11 protein-coding genes are annotated in these 15168 nt (G+C 73.8%); 3 read left to right on the forward strand and 8 right to left on the reverse strand.

Annotated elements, in window-relative coordinates:
* Positions 1-330: 330 nt before the first annotated feature.
* On the reverse strand, positions 331-1305 hold the full coding sequence (locus tag OG989_RS15960) for an Acg family FMN-binding oxidoreductase (protein WP_327030937.1): 975 nt from the start codon (positions 1303-1305) through the stop codon (positions 331-333).
* A 231-nt stretch (positions 1306-1536) separates the two neighbouring features.
* Here OG989_RS15960 and OG989_RS15965 point away from each other — a divergent pair, with 231 nt between their 5' ends.
* Positions 1537-2175 carry a response regulator gene (locus tag OG989_RS15965; protein ID WP_132233210.1) on the forward strand — a complete coding sequence of 213 codons (639 nt, stop codon included), beginning with the start codon at positions 1537-1539 and terminating at the stop codon, positions 2173-2175.
* Positions 2176-2298: 123 nt separating this feature from the next.
* Here the strand turns inward: OG989_RS15965 and OG989_RS15970 are convergent, their stop codons facing one another.
* Together OG989_RS15970 and OG989_RS15975 are read right to left on the reverse strand one after the other, a co-directional pair.
* The gene (locus OG989_RS15970) at positions 2299-3930 is read right to left on the reverse strand and encodes a sensor histidine kinase (RefSeq protein WP_225852405.1); all 1632 of its coding nucleotides are present in this window, start codon (positions 3928-3930) and stop codon (positions 2299-2301) included.
* Between the two features lie 142 nt (positions 3931-4072).
* Positions 4073-5083, reverse strand: a complete 1011-nt coding sequence (locus OG989_RS15975) for an Acg family FMN-binding oxidoreductase (RefSeq protein WP_327030938.1) — start codon at positions 5081-5083, stop codon at positions 4073-4075.
* Positions 5084-5273: 190 nt separating this feature from the next.
* Here OG989_RS15975 and OG989_RS15980 point away from each other — a divergent pair, with 190 nt between their 5' ends.
* The gene (locus tag OG989_RS15980; RefSeq protein WP_327030939.1) at positions 5274-7616 is read left to right on the forward strand and encodes a heavy metal translocating P-type ATPase; all 2343 of its coding nucleotides are present in this window, start codon (positions 5274-5276) and stop codon (positions 7614-7616) included.
* 17 nt (positions 7617-7633) lie between these two features.
* On the opposite strand, the gene OG989_RS15985 is transcribed toward OG989_RS15980, so the two are convergent.
* From OG989_RS15985 to OG989_RS15995, 3 genes are all read right to left on the reverse strand, one after another.
* Positions 7634-8506 (reverse strand): universal stress protein, encoded by an 873-nt coding sequence (locus OG989_RS15985; RefSeq protein ID WP_151456548.1) that lies wholly within the window; start codon positions 8504-8506, stop codon positions 7634-7636.
* Between the two features lie 52 nt (positions 8507-8558).
* Complete coding sequence (locus OG989_RS15990) at positions 8559-10961, reverse strand: phosphoketolase family protein (RefSeq protein ID WP_327030940.1); 2403 nt, start codon at positions 10959-10961, stop codon at positions 8559-8561.
* A gap of 96 nt (positions 10962-11057) precedes the next feature.
* Complete coding sequence (locus tag OG989_RS15995; RefSeq protein WP_327030941.1) at positions 11058-11915, reverse strand: universal stress protein; 858 nt, start codon at positions 11913-11915, stop codon at positions 11058-11060.
* 1235 nt (positions 11916-13150) lie between these two features.
* Between OG989_RS15995 and OG989_RS16000 the strand changes: the two genes are divergently transcribed.
* The gene (locus OG989_RS16000; protein WP_327030942.1) at positions 13151-13753 is read left to right on the forward strand and encodes a hypothetical protein; all 603 of its coding nucleotides are present in this window, start codon (positions 13151-13153) and stop codon (positions 13751-13753) included.
* A gap of 78 nt (positions 13754-13831) precedes the next feature.
* Here the strand turns inward: OG989_RS16000 and OG989_RS16005 are convergent, their stop codons facing one another.
* Complete coding sequence (locus tag OG989_RS16005; protein WP_327030943.1) at positions 13832-14584, reverse strand: PP2C family protein-serine/threonine phosphatase; 753 nt, start codon at positions 14582-14584, stop codon at positions 13832-13834.
* Positions 14585-14693: 109 nt separating this feature from the next.
* Entirely contained in the window at positions 14694-15128 is a 435-nt protein-coding gene (locus OG989_RS16010) for a VOC family protein (protein ID WP_151457780.1), read from the reverse strand.
* Between the last annotated feature and the right edge of the window lie 40 nt (positions 15129-15168).

Consider the following 15168-nt stretch of genomic DNA (forward strand, 5'->3'; position numbering starts at 1 on the left):
GGCTGGTGGCGGGTGCGCCCGCCTCCGGCCCCGGTGTGCCCCCTCACAGATCAACTGCCTCCCGGCGCGGGCAGTACTGCGCCTCCGGTCGCTCGGTATGCACGGCATGCTCGCAGGCGGGTGTTACCGAATCCGCGCGGCCCTGCCCGTTCCGCGTCCCGAATGCCAGCGGCCGGATGGAGCCACTGACGTTGCGGCAGACCCGGTCGACCACCGCACATGCCAGCTTGAACAGGCGTCTACGAGCCCTGTCGGTCAGCCCGGCGGGGACTTGTGGACACCGGCGCACAGAAGCGTGCTGTCGAGCCGGCGTCCGGCACCGTGTGTTGTTCAGACTTGGGAAACAGGCAGGTCGAGCACCTCGCCCACGTCGCGGCGTGGGGTCGGCCAGCCCGGCTGGCCGTAGCCGACGCGCAGCACCATCTGCGGCGTGCCGAAGCGCCCCAGCGACAGCCGCAGCTGCTCGCGCGCCGACGGCACCTCGATCGGCTGGGACAGCATCGACGCCGCCAGCCCCGAGTCCGTAGCGGTCAGCAGTACCCGCTGCAACGCCTGCCCGGCGACGACCTGGTCGACGGCCGTGTTGCCGGGCGAGCCGAGCACCGCCACCAGCGGCTCGGGTTCGAAGTCCCGCCCGGGCGCCCGGTCGAGGCCGCCGAAGCCCCGCGACGGCAGCAGGTCCTGCGGCTCGCCCTGCGGGCCGCCGGACGCGGCCGGAATGCCGTCCGGGGCGGGCGCGGAGCGTACCCACTCCTGGCGTTCGGCCCGGTACTGCGGGCTCCGCTCCAGCACCCGGTGGGAGCTGCGGGCGAGTTCGCCGAACGCGTTCACCGCGCTGACGCCGACCACCAGTTCCAGCCAGCACTGCTCGGCGCGGGCCGCCTCCGTGAGGCGCCAGCGGGCGTCGGCGGGCACCGGGTCGGGCCAGAACGGCGCGCGGTTGCTGAACCGGCGGGGGATGGCGGCGTGCAGGGCCTGCTCGCCGGGGGTGGGGCGGCGTGGCACGTCCGGCACCAGCCGGGCCACCACGTCCGGCTCGGCCGGGTAGGGGCGCAGCCGTACCGTCGCCGGGGTGCCGGCAACGGCCAGGGCGAGCCGCAGGTTGAACAGCGCCGCCCCGCAGGCGATCCGCACGCCCCAGCCGGTGGGGTCGGTGGCCGGCAGCCGCCGGTCCGGGTCGACCAGCACCTCGATGCCGCCGTCGCGCAGCCGGAACCGCCACGGCTGGGTGTTGTGCAGCGACGGGGCGCGTACGGCGTCGGTGGCGGCGGCCCGTAGCTGCTCGACGGTGAAGCGGGTGTCCATGGTCGTGCTCCTTCCGTGGCAGATCGTGCGCCGGCGGGTGGTGCGTCTCCACGGTGTGTCACCGGGGCGTGGCCCGGGCAGGGCCGGACGTCCCGTCCCGCCGGGCCCGACCGGCCCGCCGCACGTGCGGGACTTCGGCCCCGACCTGCACTGCCGCCGGTCGGGGACCTGTTGCCGGTTCGGGACCTTCGGCCCGTGCGGGAAGCGGTGGGAAGCGGGTAGAAACGAGGGATGATCCGCGTGTTCCTGCTCGACGACCACGAGGTCGTCCGCCGTGGCCTGGCCGACCTGCTGGAAAGCAGCGGGGACATCGAGGTGGTCGGCGAGTCCGGCCTCGCCCAAGAGGCGGCCCGGCGTATCCCGGCGCTGCGGCCGGACGTGGCGATCCTCGACGCGCGGCTGCCCGACGGCAACGGCATCGACGTGTGCCGGGACGTCCGGGCCGTGGACTCCTCGATCAAGGGCCTGATCCTCACCTCGTACGAGGACGACGAGGCGCTCTTCGCGGCGATCATGGCCGGCGCGTCCGGCTACGTGCTGAAGCAGATCCGCGGCACCGACCTCGTCGACGCGGTGCGGCGGGTGGCGGCCGGGCAGTCGCTGCTCGACCCGGCGATCACCACCCGGGTGCTGGAGCGCATCCGCAGCGGCGTCGAGCAGCCGCGCGAGCTGAAGTCGCTCACCGAGCAGGAGCGGCGGATCCTGGAGTACGTGGCCGAGGGCCTCACCAACCGGGAGATCGCCGGGAAGATGTTCCTGGCCGAGAAGACCGTGAAGAACTACGTCTCCAGCGTGCTGGCCAAGCTGGGCCTGGAGCGCCGCACCCAGGCGGCCGTCCTCGCCACCCGCCTCCTCGGCAAGTCCCACTGACGCCTGCGGGCCAGTCGCGCAGCCGCACCGCCTGCGGGCCCAGCAGTCCAGCACCGCCCGCGGGTCCAGTCGCCCAGCGGCACCGCCTGCGGGCCCAGTCGCGCAGCGGCACCGCCTGCGGACTCAGTCGCGCAGCGGCACCGACCAGCACACCTCGGTGCCCCGGGGCACCGCCCGGCGTACCACGAACTCGCCGTCGTGGCGCTCGGCGCGCTCGCGCAGGTTGACCAGGCCACCCCGCGCGGCGGCCGGGTCGCAGCCCACCCCGTCGTCGGTGACGGTCACGGTCACCCGGCCGGCGTCGACCCGCACCGCCACGGTCACGCGGTCGGCCTGCGCGTGCCGTACGGCGTTGGAGAGCGCCTCCCGCAGCACGGCGGTGAGGTCGGGGCGGACCGCGTCGGGGACGGCGCTGTCGATCGGCCCGCTCAGCTCAAGGCGGGGCCGATGGCCCAGCGACTCGGCGGCCACCTCGATCGCCTCCCGGATCTCGGTGCGCAGCGCCGCGCTCATCGGGGTGCGCAGCTCGAAGATGGTGCGGCGGATGTCCTTGATCGTGGCGTCCAGGTCGTCGACCGCCGCGTTGATCCGCCGGGCGACCTCCGGCTTCGTCGTCATCGGGGCGGCGCTCTGCAACTGCAGGCCGGTGGCGAAGAGGCGCTGGATGACGACGTCGTGCAGGTCGCGGGCGATGCGCTCGCGGTCCTCCAGGACCACCAGCAGCTCCCGTTCCTCCTGCCCGCGGGCCCGCTCCAGGGCCAGCGCGGCCTGCCCGGCGAAGCTGCCCAGCAGGGCCATGTCGTCGTCGTTGGCGACGGGCGCCCGGTCGGGCCGGTGCGCGATCACCAGCACCCCGTGCAGGGTGTCGGCGGTGGCCAGCGGCGCGATCATCGCCGGGCCGGTGCGCAGCAGCGCCGGCCAGGGCGCGGCGTGGGCCAGGTCCGCCACCTGGTCGTGCCGGCCCTCGATGACGGCGGCGGCGAAACTCGTCTCGGCCGCCGGCAGCGCGGTGCCGACCAGGGCGCCGGCCTGCTCGTCGGCCCCGTCGACCACCTCGACGGTGAACTTCTCGCCGTCGGGGTCGTAGAGCAGCACGAGGGCGACCTCCGCCTCGGCGACCTCGCGGGCGCGCCGCGCCACCAGCGTCAACGCGTCGGTACGGCGCACCTCGCCCAGCAGCACGGTGGTGATCTCGGCGGTCGCCGCGAGCCAGCGTTCCCGGCGGTGGGCCAGCGCGTAGAGGCGGGCGTTCTCGATCGCCACGCCGGCGGCGGCGGCGAGCGCGACGACGATCTCCTCGTCGTCCTCGGTGAACTGCGTGCCGCCCTGCTTCTCGGCCAGGTAGAGGTTGCCGAAGACATGGTCGCGGATGCGCACGGGAACGCCGAGGAAGCTGTGCATCGGCGGGTGGTGCGGCGGGAACCCGTAGGACTTCGGGTGCCGGGTGATGTCGGGCATCCGCAGCGGGCGGGGGTCGTCGATGAGCAGGCCGAGCACGCCCCGCCCGTGGGGCAGGTCACCGATCCTGGCGTGCAGCTCCGCGTCGATGCCGTAGGTGATGAAGTCGTGCAGCAGGCGGTCGTGGCCGATCACGCCGAGCGCGCCGTAGCGGGCGCCGACCAGCTCGCAGGCCGACTCCACGATCCGTTGCAGGGTGCTGCGCAGGTCCAGGTCGGTGCCGATGCCGACCACCGCGTCGAGCAGGGCGCGCAGCCGCTCCCGGCTGGTCACCACCTCGCCGACCCGGTCCAGCATCTCCTGGAGCAGCTCGTCGAGCCGTACCCGGGACAGCGGGCTGAGCCCCAGCGAGGGGGTCACGTGCGGTTCGGGGCGGGGACTCGGTTCGCTGGCGGCCACCGGGCGATGGTAGCCGCCCGGTGGCCGTGGTCCTGCCGCCCTACGCGTCGGGGGAGCGGACCGCCGAGGTGTCGACCACCTGCGCGGCCTCCATGCGCGGGGTGTGCGGCGGGCCCGCGTGCGCCGGGTCCGCGAGCCCCAGCCGGATCACGAGGTACGGGTAGCCGAGGCCGGCCAGCAGCCCGCGCAGCGTCTGCCGGGTGCCCGCGACCTCCACCACCCCGCTCAGCGGCACCACGGAGATCCCGAGCCGGGTCGCGGTCAGCCAGGCGGCCGAAAGCGCCTCGCCGGCGCGCAGCCAGCTGTCCGGCTCGTCCTCGTCGCCGTAGAGCAGCCCGTACACGGCGGCCCGGTCGTGCCCGGGACCGACCGGCAGGGTGCCGGGGCGGCCGAAGTCGCGCGCCGGCACGGTGGTCTGCGGCGCCTCCGCGGGCAGCACCTCCGGCGGCAGGCCGGTGCCGGTGCCGGCCCGGCTGGTCCAGTACTCCAACTCCTCGCGCAGCTGCGAGTCCTCCGCCTCGACCGAGGCGGCGCGGCTGGCGACCGCGGCCAGCTCCAGGACGTTGTCGCGGTCGAGGAACTGGAGCTGGCAGCCCTCGGCGGCGACCGCCGAGGCGATCTCCCCGAGAGCGGCGGTCGGCACCGGCTCCTCGCTGACCGGGCGCCGGTCGGTGTGCCGCACCTGCATGCACTGCACCAGGCGCATGGCCTCCGGGTCGGCCTCCGCGCGGGCCATTCCGGTCAGCCGGGCCAGCAGGTCCTCGTCGGTCGGGTCGGGCATCCGCTCCACGACGGCGGTCCAGCCCTCCGCGGTCAGCGCGACCCGCGCGTGGTGCAGCGCCGCCCCGCAGCTGTACGCCAGCAGGCGGCCCTCCGGGTCGGTCGCCGTCAGCTTCGGATCGCGGACCACCCGCAGCTCCAGCGCGTCCGGCAGCACCCGCCACCGCCACGGTTGGCTGTTGTGCACCGACGGGGCGTGCCCGGCCGTCGCGGCGGCCTCCGCGAGTGCGGTGGTCAGCGGACGCTCCGCCGCCGGTGTCTCGTGGCTCATGGTCACGACCTTTCCGTTTCTCCCCATCGTGCCCCAGCCCGAAGGTGCCCCGGGCGGGGTTGCCGCTCCATCCTGCGCCATCCCCTTTGCCGACGCACGGTACGCAGGTCCCCGCGTGGCAGGGCAGCTAGCCCCTGCCGGTTCGCGCGGATGCCCTCCCGGGCGCGGTGGGCGCTGAGACGATCCGCAGGTGGGAACGGAACCGCGGGAGTGCGTGCCGGAGCAGCCGGTACGGCGGGACCGCTCGCGCCTGCTGCTCTGGGCGCCCCTGGCCGGGGTGACGGTGCTGGTGCTGGCCGGGGCGGTGCTGTGGCTCGCCGGCCGCCGGGGCGCGGCCGAGGTGGTGTGGGCGTCCGCCACCGTGGCCGCCCTGCTGCCCGCCGCCTGGTCGGTGCTGCGGCAGCTGTGGCGCCGGCAGTTCGGGGTGGACGTGATCGCCGTGCTGGCCCTGGTCGGCGCGTTGGTGGTGCGGGAGTACCTGGCCGGGGCGGTGATCGCGGTGATGCTGGCCACGGGACGGGCGCTGGAGGCGTACGCCCAGGGGCGGGCGACCCGGGACCTGCGGTCGCTGCTCGCCCGCGCCCCCCGCACCGCCCGGCGGCGCGGCCCGGGCGGCAGCGTCGAGGAGGTGCCGCTGGACCGGGTGACAGCGGGCGACCGGCTGCTGGTCGGGCCGGGCGACGTGGTGCCGGTCGACGGGCAGGTCGACGAGCCGGTGACCCTCGACGAGTCGGTGGTGACGGGCGAGTCGCGGCTGGTGCGGCGCGCGGCCGGCGAGCAGGTCGCCAGCGGCGTGGTCAACGCCGGCGCAGGCTTCGGCATGCGCGCGACACGCGACGCGGCGGGAAGCACGTACGCGGGGATCGTCCGGCTCGCCGAGGAGGCGACCGCCCACAAGGCGCCGATGGTGCGCCTCGCCGACCGGTACGCCGCCGCGTTCGTGCCGTTCACCCTGGTCCTGGCGGGGCTGGGCTGGCTGCTCTCCGGGGAGTTCGTCCGGGCGGTGGCCGTGCTGGTGGTCGCCACCCCGTGCCCGCTGCTGCTGGCCACCCCCATCGCGATCGTGTCCGGGCTGTCCCGTACCGCCCGCCGTGGGGTGCTGGTCCGCGACGGCGGTTCGCTGGAGCTGCTCGGCCGGGCCCGCACCCTGCTGGTCGACAAGACCGGCACGCTGACGGCCGGCCGTCCCCGCGCCGCCGAGGTCGTGGCCGCCCCCGGCGGCGACCGCGACGAGGTGCTGCGTCTCGCCGCCTCGGTCGAGCAGCTCTCCCCGCACGTGCTGGCCCGCGCGCTGGTGGCGCAGGCGCGCGAGCGGGGCCTGTCGCTGACCGAGCCGGCGGGGGTGACCGAGGAGCCGGGCCGGGACGTACGCGGGTCGGTCGACGGGCGGCAGGTGCGGGTCGGCCAGCTCGACGGTGACCTGCCCGACTGGGCGGGGAGCGCCCGGTCCCGGGCCGAGCTGGCCGGCCGCTCGGTGGTCTGGGTCAGCGGCGAGCGGGACCCGCTCGGGGCGATCCTGCTGGAGGACCCGGTACGCCCCGACGCGCGCCGCACCGTGCGCCGGCTGCGCGAGGCGGGGTTGCGGCGCATCGTGATGGTCACCGGGGACCGGCCCGACGTCGCCGCCCAGGTGGCGGGGGTGGTGGGCGTGGACGACGTGGTGGCCAGGTGCGCGCCCGCGGAGAAGGCGACCCGCGTACGCGAGGAGGCGCGCCAGGCCGTCACCGTGATGGTCGGCGACGGGGTGAACGACGCCCCCGCCCTCGCCGAGGCGCACGTCGGCGTGGCCATGGGCGCCACCGGGGCGACCGCCTCGGCCGACGTCGCCGACGCGGTGCTCACCATCGACCGGCTGGACCGGCTCGCCGACGCGGTGGAGATCGCCCGGTACGCCCGCAGGATCGCGGTGCAGAGCGCCAGCGTGGGGATGGGCCTGGCGGTGCTGGCGATGCTGGCCGCGTCCCTGGGCTGGCTTCCGCCGGTCGCCGGGGCGTTCCTCCAGGAGGGCATCGACGTGCTGGTGATCCTCAACGCGCTGCGCGCCCTCGGGGGCGGGCTGCGCCGCCGAGACGTGCCGCCGGGCACCCGGGAGCTGCTCGACCGGTACGCGGCCGAACACGGCGGGATCCGCGACGTGCTCGCCGCGCTGGGGGACACCGCCGACCTGGTCGCCACCGCGCCGGACGCGCCGCAGTGCCTGCCGACGCTGCGCGAGACGCACCGCCGGCTGGTCGGCCAGGTGCTGCCGCACGAGGCGGCCGAGGAGCACCAGCTCTATCCGGCGCTGGCCGACCCGCTGGGCAGCGCCGAGGCGACGTCGACGATGAGCCGCGCCCACGTGGAGATCCGGCGGCTGGTGGACCGGATCGGCGCCCACCTCGCGCAGGCCGGCGACGGCCCGCTGCGCCGGGACCAGCTCACCGACCTGCTCGCCGCCCTCTACGGCCTGGCGGCCATCCTGCGGCTGCACCTCGCCCAGGAGGAGGAGGACTACTTCTCGCTCAGCCCGGCGGAACCGGCCGAGAGCCGGTGAACGCGCCCGCCGGCCGCTCAGCGTTCCCGGACCACCGCCACCGGGCAGTGCGCGTGCTGGATGAGCTGCTGGCTGACCGAGCCGAGCAGCATCCCCTTCAGGCCGCCCCGGCCCCGGGTGCCCACCACCACCAGGCACGCGTTGCGGCTCGCGTCCACCATCAGGGACGCCGGCCGGTCCTCCGCCACCTCGACGGTCACCGGTACGTCGGGAAACGTCGTGCTCCACCGCGCAACCGACTCGTCCAGCTCGGCCCGGTCGGCCGCCGTGGCCTCCCGCGCATCGGGGCCCGACGGCGGACGCTGGCCGGTGGGCGGTTGCCAGGCCCGCACCACGTGCAGGGGCGCCCGCCGGGCCTCGGCCTGCTCGAACGCGAAGCCCAGCGCCAGCAGCGAAGACTCGGACCCGTCGACGCCGACCGCCACGTGCCCGGTGCGCCCACCGGCGGCCGACTCGCCGCGGATCACCACGACCGGACAGTGCGCGTGGGCGGTGACGGCCACCGCGGTCGAGCCGACGAGCAGCCCACCGAAGCCGCCGTGTCCCCGGGTGCCCAGCACCAGCAGGTCCGCCTGCGCCGAACGTTCCTGAAGCACCAGCGCGGGCGGCCCATCGAACACCTCACCCGTGACGGTCAGTTCCGGGTGCGCGGCGGACGCGTCCGCCGCCGCCTTGCGAACCAGCTCCTCGACCTGCCGGCGGGCCGTCTCGTCCGGCCAGACGCCGGGAGCGACGCCGGGACCGATCCAGCCGGCCACGGTGAGCCATTCGAAGACGTACGCCAACCGCACCGGCCGTCCGCTGCGGCCGGCCTCCTCCAGCGCCCACTCCAGCGCGGCGGAGGCGTCGGCGGAGCCGTCGTAGCCGACCAGGATCTCGTTGCCGCTCATCGGGTCCACCTCTCGTTCGCGACTGCGGGGCTCGCAAGCTCACTCCTCGCGCTCACTGGTCCCCCCGGAGTCCCGGGTCCGTCTCGCGGACCCAGCGCCACTCCGCGACCCGGGGGTCGTCCTCGCCGTGTTCGCGGGTGTAGTCCCGGCAGGACTGGCGCGCGTCAACCATTTCCTGCCGCAGGTGGGCGGCCCGGTCGGCCAGCCCCGGCACCCGGTCGATGACGTCGATGACCAGGTGGAAGCGGTCCAGGTCGTTGAGCATCACCATGTCGAACGGCGTGGTGGTGGTGCCCTCCTCCTTGTAGCCGCGTACGTGCAGGTTCTCGTGGTTGGTCCGCCGGTAGGTCAGCCGGTGGATGAGCCACGGATAGCCGTGGTACGCGAAGATGACCTGCCTGTCCCGCGTGAAGATCGTGTCGAACTCCTTGTCCGACAGCCCGTGCGGGTGCTCCGTCGGGGGTTGCAGGCGCATCAGGTCGACCACGTTGACGACCCGTACCTTCAGCTCCGGCAGGTGCCGGTGCAGCAGGTCCGCGGCGGCCAGCGTCTCCAGCGTCGGCACGTCCCCGGCGCAGGCGAGCACCACGTCCGGTTCGCTGCCGGCGTCCGTGCTGGCCCAGTCCCAGATCCCGATGCCGCGCCGGCAGTGCTGCACGGCCTCGTCCATCGACAGCCAGTTCGGGGCGGGCTGCTTGCCGGCCACCACCACGTTGACGTAGTGCCGGCTGCGCAGGCAGTGGTCCATCGTGGAGAGCAGGGTGTTGGCGTCCGGCGGCAGGTAGACGCGTACCACCTCGGCCTTCTTGTTCATCACGTGGTCGATGAAGCCCGGGTCCTGGTGGGAGAAGCCGTTGTGGTCCTGGCGCCACACGTGGCTGGAGAGCAGGTAGTTCAGCGAGGCCACCGGACTGCGCCACGGGATGCCCCGGGTCACCTTCAACCACTTGGCGTGCTGGTTGACCATGGAGTCGACGATGTGGATGAACGCCTCGTAGCTGGTGAAGATGCCGTGCCGGCCGGTCAGCAGGTAGCCCTCCAGCCAGCCCTGGCAGAGATGCTCGGAGAGGACCTCCATCACCCGCCCGTCGGCGGAGAGGTGGTCGTCGCCGGGCACGGTGCCGGCCATCCAGGCCCGGCCGGTGACCTCGAACGCCGCGCCGAGCCGGTTCGAGGCCACCTCGTCCGGGCCGAAGAGGCGGAACGTCTGCGGGTTGGCGGTGATCACGTCGCGTACCCACGGGCCAAGGGCCCCGGTCGCGCCGGCCACGGTCTCGCCGGGCCGCTGCACGTCGACGGCGTACTCGCGGAAGTCCGGCAACGCCAGGTCACGCAGCACCGCCCCGCCGTTGGTGACCGGGTTCGCGCTCATCCGCCGCTCGCCCCGGGGCGGCAGCGCGGCCAACTCGGCGACCGGTGCGCCGGTGGCGTCGAAGAGCTCCTCCGGCCGGTAGCTGCGCAGCCAGCGCTCCAGCTCGGCCAGGTGCTCCGGGTTCTTGCGCACCTCGGACAGCGGCACCTGATGCGCGCGGTAGGTGCCCTCGACCTGCTTGCCGTCGACGTCCCGCGGACCGGTCCAGCCCTTCGGCGTACGCAGGACGATCATCGGCCAGCGGGGGCGCTCGACGGCGCCGCCCGAGCGGGCCCGCCGCTGGATGGCGGCGATCTCGTCCAGCGCCCGGTCCAGCGTGCCGGCGAGCGCCTGGTGCACCGTCGCCGGTTCGTCGCCGGCGACCACGTACGGCTGGTAGCCGAAGCCGCGCATCATGGCGAGGAGGTCGTCCTCGTCGATCCGGTCCAGCACCGTCGGATTCGCGATCTTGTAGCCATTGAGGTGCAGGATCGGCAGCACCGCGCCGTCGCGGGCCGGGTTGAGGAAGACGTTGGAGAGCCAGCTTCCCGCCAGCGGGCCGGTCTCCGCCTCCCCGTCGCCGATGACGCAGGCCACCAGCAGATCCGGGTTGTCGAACGCCGCGCCGTAGGCGTGGCTGAGCGCGTACCCCAGCTCGCCGCCCTCGTGGATCGAACCCGGCACCTCCGCCGCCACATGGCTGGGGATGCCGCCGGGAAACGAGAACTGGCGGAACAGACCGGCCATGCCGGCCTCGTCGCGGCCGATGTGGTGGTACAGCTCGCTGTAGGTGCCCTCCAGCCAGGTGTTCGCGACGATCGCCGGTCCGCCGTGACCGGGGCCGGTGACGAACAGGGCGGACAGGTCACGGGCGACGATGACCCGGTTGAGGTGGGCGTAGAGCAGGTTCAGGCCGGGACTGGTGCCCCAGTGGCCGAGCAGGCGCGGCTTGACGTGCTCGGGCGCCAGCGGCTCGCGCAGCAGCGGATTGTCCAGCAGGTAGATCTGCCCGACGGTCAGGTAGTTCGCCGCCCGCCAGTAGGCGTCCAGCCGGCGCAGCTCGTCATCGGTCAGGGGGCTGTGCAGGTCGAGAGCGGTGTCCATACTGCATGAGCCTCTCGCGGGTAGGGGAATCCTGCATCCTCGGAGCGCGGATTCGTCCGGGCCGGCCCCAGCATCGCCGGTCGACGCCGGTGTGGATCAGGGCCGTTGGTCCCGTGGGCGCTGGGCATCGCGCCCGTCCCCCGAAATCCCCGTCAGCCCGCGCACGACGATCACCGGCGCGGGGGAGTGGTAGAGCAGCGCCTGACTCACCGCACCGAGCATGCCCCGCCACGGCTCGTCGCCCCGGGCGGCGACCAGCACCACCTGCGCCGAACGGGACTGCTCCACCAGGACACCGCCGGGATCGCCGCGGATCGTGTGGCACTCCACGGCCACCGACGGAAACCGGCGCGCCGACCGCGCCACCAACCCGACGAGCAGCTCGGCATCCTCCGCGCCCTGCTCCGACTCGACGACGCGGACCGCCGACAGCCGCGCCTTCCGCCGGGCCGCGCACTCGAACGCCCACTCCAACGCGGCCTGCGAGCTGTCGGAGCCGTCCACCCCGACCAGCACCGGCCCCTGCGGGGGCGGCTCCCGGCGGACCACCAGCACCGGGCAGCCGGCGCGGGCGGCGAGCTGCACCGTGGGCGTTTCCACCGACACGCACTCGCCGCTGGTCGCCATGCCGCCGTCCCCGACGGCGAGCAGGAACGCCGTCTCCGACCGGCGGACCAGGGTGTCGACGAGGGCGCCTTCGACGATCTCGCCGCTCACCGGCAGCCCCGGCTCGACCTCGGCGACGATCTCCGAGGCCCGGGACATCAGCTCCTCGGCGTCCGCGCGTGGTCCCGCGACCGACGGCGCTTGCAGCGCGGCCGCCCAGTTGAACGCGTGCAGCAGGCACAGCGGGCGGTTGTGCGCGGCGGCCTCCTGCGCGGCCAGCCTGACCACAGGCAGGTTGCGCTCCGTGCCGAGCCCGACCAGCACCGCCGCGTCGGTGGGTGCGGCCATCCGAATCACCTCCGCAGGCGTCGCGCCCGGCCCTCCTGTCGAGGCTAGTCGCGCCGGTACCACGGTGGGGCGGGATCGCGGGCGACGGTGGGCGGGGGTTCGGAGCTGGGGTGTCCGCGGGATCGGGCCCGTGCTCGGGATGTGCGTCGGGTGGGTGTGGTGCGTCCGGTGATTGCGGTGCGTGAGCTGATCTGGGGTGCGTCGGGTGCTGCGGTGCGTCGGGTGGTTGCGGTGCGTGGGCTGATGTGGGGTACGTCGGGTGGCTGGGGTACGTCGGGTGGTTGTGGTGCGTCGTGGTGGGGGTGTGCCCGCCGTGCCCGGCTCCGGGCGGTCAGGCTTGATCCCTGCGCCGGGCACGGCGGGCCACACCCCGTCGGTGCCCACTCTCGCGTCCGTCCGCCGGGCTCCTGCCGGAGATCTTGGCAAGAAACGGCCCCTCCAGGGGCACTCTCGTACCAAGATCTCCACCGGGTGCCTCGGTGACCCGGTGTCCGAGGCGACTCCGGTGACCCCAGTGACCCGAGTGACCCCGGTGACCGAATGACCCCGGTGGCCCGAGTGACCCGATTGAGTGACCTGGGTGGCCCGAGTGACTCAAGTGACCTGAGGACCCGGCTCACCCGGGTCACTCGGATGAGCCCGATGAGCCACGTGAGCCGGATAAGCCCGGATAAGCCTTGATGAGCCGGATGAGCGCCAGGTGAGCCGGGTGAGTAGGGAGTCGGTGACCCGTGGACCCGGGTGTGACCGGGTGTCCGGTTTCGTGGTGGCTGTCGGGGGCGGGTTGAGCCGGTGAGTCGTCGGTGGGTGGCGTGACGGTGCCAAGTGTGCGGGTTGTGGGTGTGACCGGGGGCATCCCCTCGGCGTGGTCTTGCTCGGTCGTACGCAGGGTGTAACGACCCCGCCCCGGCCACGATTCCGCCCCCACCACGCCGCCCCGATGGGTTGGCGGGCCCGGGACCCCCGGAATGATGGCGGGCCGGCGGTGGTTGCACATGGTCCGGCCGACGTGAGGGCGTCCCCCGCCCCGCACGACAGCCCGGCCCCCCTCCGGCCCGCACGGGTCATCCGGCCGGCATGGCCGATCTGATCTTTCCTCCGGCTTGATCGTCGGAGATCCTCTCCAGGTTTCGCTGGAGATCCCCGTGAGTTCGTATGAGCGCCGACGGTGCTTGCATCCGCGTGAAGCCGATCCCCCTCGGTGTGGGTGCCAACCCCCGAATGGAGCGTTTCTGATGAACACGATCATTCGTAAGAGCGTTCTTGGTGTTGCTGGTCTCGCGTTCGCTGGTGGCGTGTTCGCCGGCCCGATGACCGACACCGCCCACACCAGTGCCCCGTCCGTGGACGCCACGGCGGTGGCGGTGGCCGTGCAGGCCGACAAGCCGTCGGTCGACAAGGCCAAGCTGATCCCGCACGGCGTGCAGGGCGCCCAGTCGCACGTTGACCTGTCGGACGAGCAGGTCGCCAACGTGAAGGCCATCATCGCGGCGACGAAGAAGGCCGGCATGGACGAGCGGGCCGCGGTGGTGTCGATCGCCACCGCCCTGCAGGAGTCGAAGTTGGAGAACCTGGGTCACCTCGGTGACCGCAACGACCACGACTCGCAGGGCCTGTTCCAGCAGCGTCCGTCCAGTGGGTGGGGCACGGTGGAGCAGATTACCGATCCGGAGTACTCGACGATGGCGTTTCTGAAGGGTCTGAAGCAGGTCGACGGGTGGCAGGACATGCCGCTGACGAAGGCCGCGCAGACGGTGCAGGTGTCGGCGTACCCGGACCATTACGCCCAGTGGGAGCAGCAGGCCGCTGACCTGGTGGCCGAGCACTGGAACAGCTGACAGCAGTAGCCGAATCGCCGCTGGCCGGCACCCCACCTCGGGGTGCCGGCCAGCGGCGTCTGCGGCGGGTGGACCCCTTCAGCGGGGGGCCGTGGCGTGGACCCTGACGATCACGGCGGTGGCGTTGTCGTCGCCGCCGGCTTCCAGGGTGCCGTGGAGCAGGTCCCGCACTGCCTCCTCCGGTCGCGGTGCCGCCAGGAGTTCCCGCATCAGGTGATAGTCGACCTGGTCGCTGACGCCGTCGGTGCAGAGCAGCCAGACGTCGCCGGGGCGCAGCGAAACCGCGAGCAGGTCCGCCTCCGGCTCGTCCGGATGGCCGGCGTAGCGGGTGAGCTGGTAGCGGGCGCGATCGGCGGCGGGGGAGCCGACCGGGTACCAGCCGTGCAGTACGCCCAGCCAGGCCGCAGTGTGGTCGACGGTGAGGAGTTCCAGCAGGCCGTCGCGCAGGCGGTAGGCGCGGGAGTCGCCGAGCTGGACGAGCCAGCCCTGCCCGCCGCCGGGCTCCACGAGCAGGGCGGTCAGGGTGCAGCCGGTCAGCTCCGCCAACTGTGCGCCGGCGGCGCGTACGGCTGACTGGACGTGGCCCACGGCGGCGCGTAACTGGCGCGCGTCGACCGCGGGCCAGGCGGCCCGGACCTGCGCGACGAAAGTGCTCATGGCCGTCGTGCCGGCCCGGCGGCTGCCCTCGCCGGCGCCCATGCCGTCGACCACCGCGGCGAAGGGCAGGGCGGGGTCGACGTGCAGCACGTCGAAGTTGGCCGGGTAGCGGTTGCCGACCACACTGCCGCCGGCAAACTCCAGCGTGACCTCGCCGAGCGGGAGACGGTGCACGTCACCGGGCACGGTGACCTCGGCGCGGCGGCCGGCGGAGGAGGGGCACCGGCGGATCGTACTGTGGGTTGCCGGCGCAGGTGGTCCGGGTTGCCACGTTCGCGGCCACTCAGTCGAGACAGAACTCGTTGCCCTCGACGTCCTGCATCACGAGGCACGACTCGTCGTAGCCGTCGGCAGTCAGTAGTCGCACGCGCACCGCGCCGAGCGCGACCAGTCGTGCGCATTCGGCCTCAAGCGCGGCCACGCGCTCCTCACCCACGAGCCCGGTGCCGACCCGCACGTCGAGGTGCAGCCGGTTCTTGACGACCTTGCCTTCGGGAACGCGCTGGAAGAACAGTCGCGGGCCCACGCCTGTGGGATCGCCGCATGCGAACGCGGAGCCCTGCCGCTCAGGCGGCAGCGCGCGATCGAAGTCGTCCCAGGTGGCAAACCCCTCAGGTGGAGGCGGTACGACGTATCCCAACGCCTCGCACCAGAAACGAGCGACGCGCTCAGGTTCTGCGCAGTCGAAGGTGACCTGGACCTGCTTGACCGACGCCATCGGACCACCATAGAGGCGGGATCTTCCGTCGTCTCCCCGG

Origin of the sequence: Micromonospora sp. NBC_01740 (assembly GCF_035920365.1) — a bacterium.
In the GTDB taxonomy this organism is placed as follows: Bacteria; Actinomycetota; Actinomycetes; order Mycobacteriales; family Micromonosporaceae; genus Micromonospora; species Micromonospora reichwaldensis.

Excerpts from the sequence above, each read along its gene's own strand:
- OG989_RS15960 (WP_327030937.1), bottom strand. The coding sequence starts at position 1,305 with ATGGACACCCGCTTCACCGTCGAGCAGCTACGGGCCGCCGCCACCGAC.
- OG989_RS15965 (WP_132233210.1), top strand. The coding sequence starts at position 1,537 with ATGATCCGCGTGTTCCTGCTCGACGACCACGAGGTCGTCCGCCGTGGC.
- OG989_RS15970 (WP_225852405.1), bottom strand. The coding sequence starts at position 3,930 with ATGCTGGACCGGGTCGGCGAGGTGGTGACCAGCCGGGAGCGGCTGCGC.
- OG989_RS15975 (WP_327030938.1), bottom strand. The coding sequence starts at position 5,083 with ATGAGCCACGAGACACCGGCGGCGGAGCGTCCGCTGACCACCGCACTC.
- OG989_RS15985 (WP_151456548.1), bottom strand. The coding sequence starts at position 8,506 with ATGAGCGGCAACGAGATCCTGGTCGGCTACGACGGCTCCGCCGACGCC.
- OG989_RS15990 (WP_327030940.1), bottom strand. The coding sequence starts at position 10,961 with ATGGACACCGCTCTCGACCTGCACAGCCCCCTGACCGATGACGAGCTG.
- OG989_RS15995 (WP_327030941.1), bottom strand. The coding sequence starts at position 11,915 with ATGGCCGCACCCACCGACGCGGCGGTGCTGGTCGGGCTCGGCACGGAG.
- OG989_RS16000 (WP_327030942.1), top strand. The coding sequence starts at position 13,151 with ATGAACACGATCATTCGTAAGAGCGTTCTTGGTGTTGCTGGTCTCGCG.
- OG989_RS16010 (WP_151457780.1), bottom strand. The coding sequence starts at position 15,128 with ATGGCGTCGGTCAAGCAGGTCCAGGTCACCTTCGACTGCGCAGAACCT.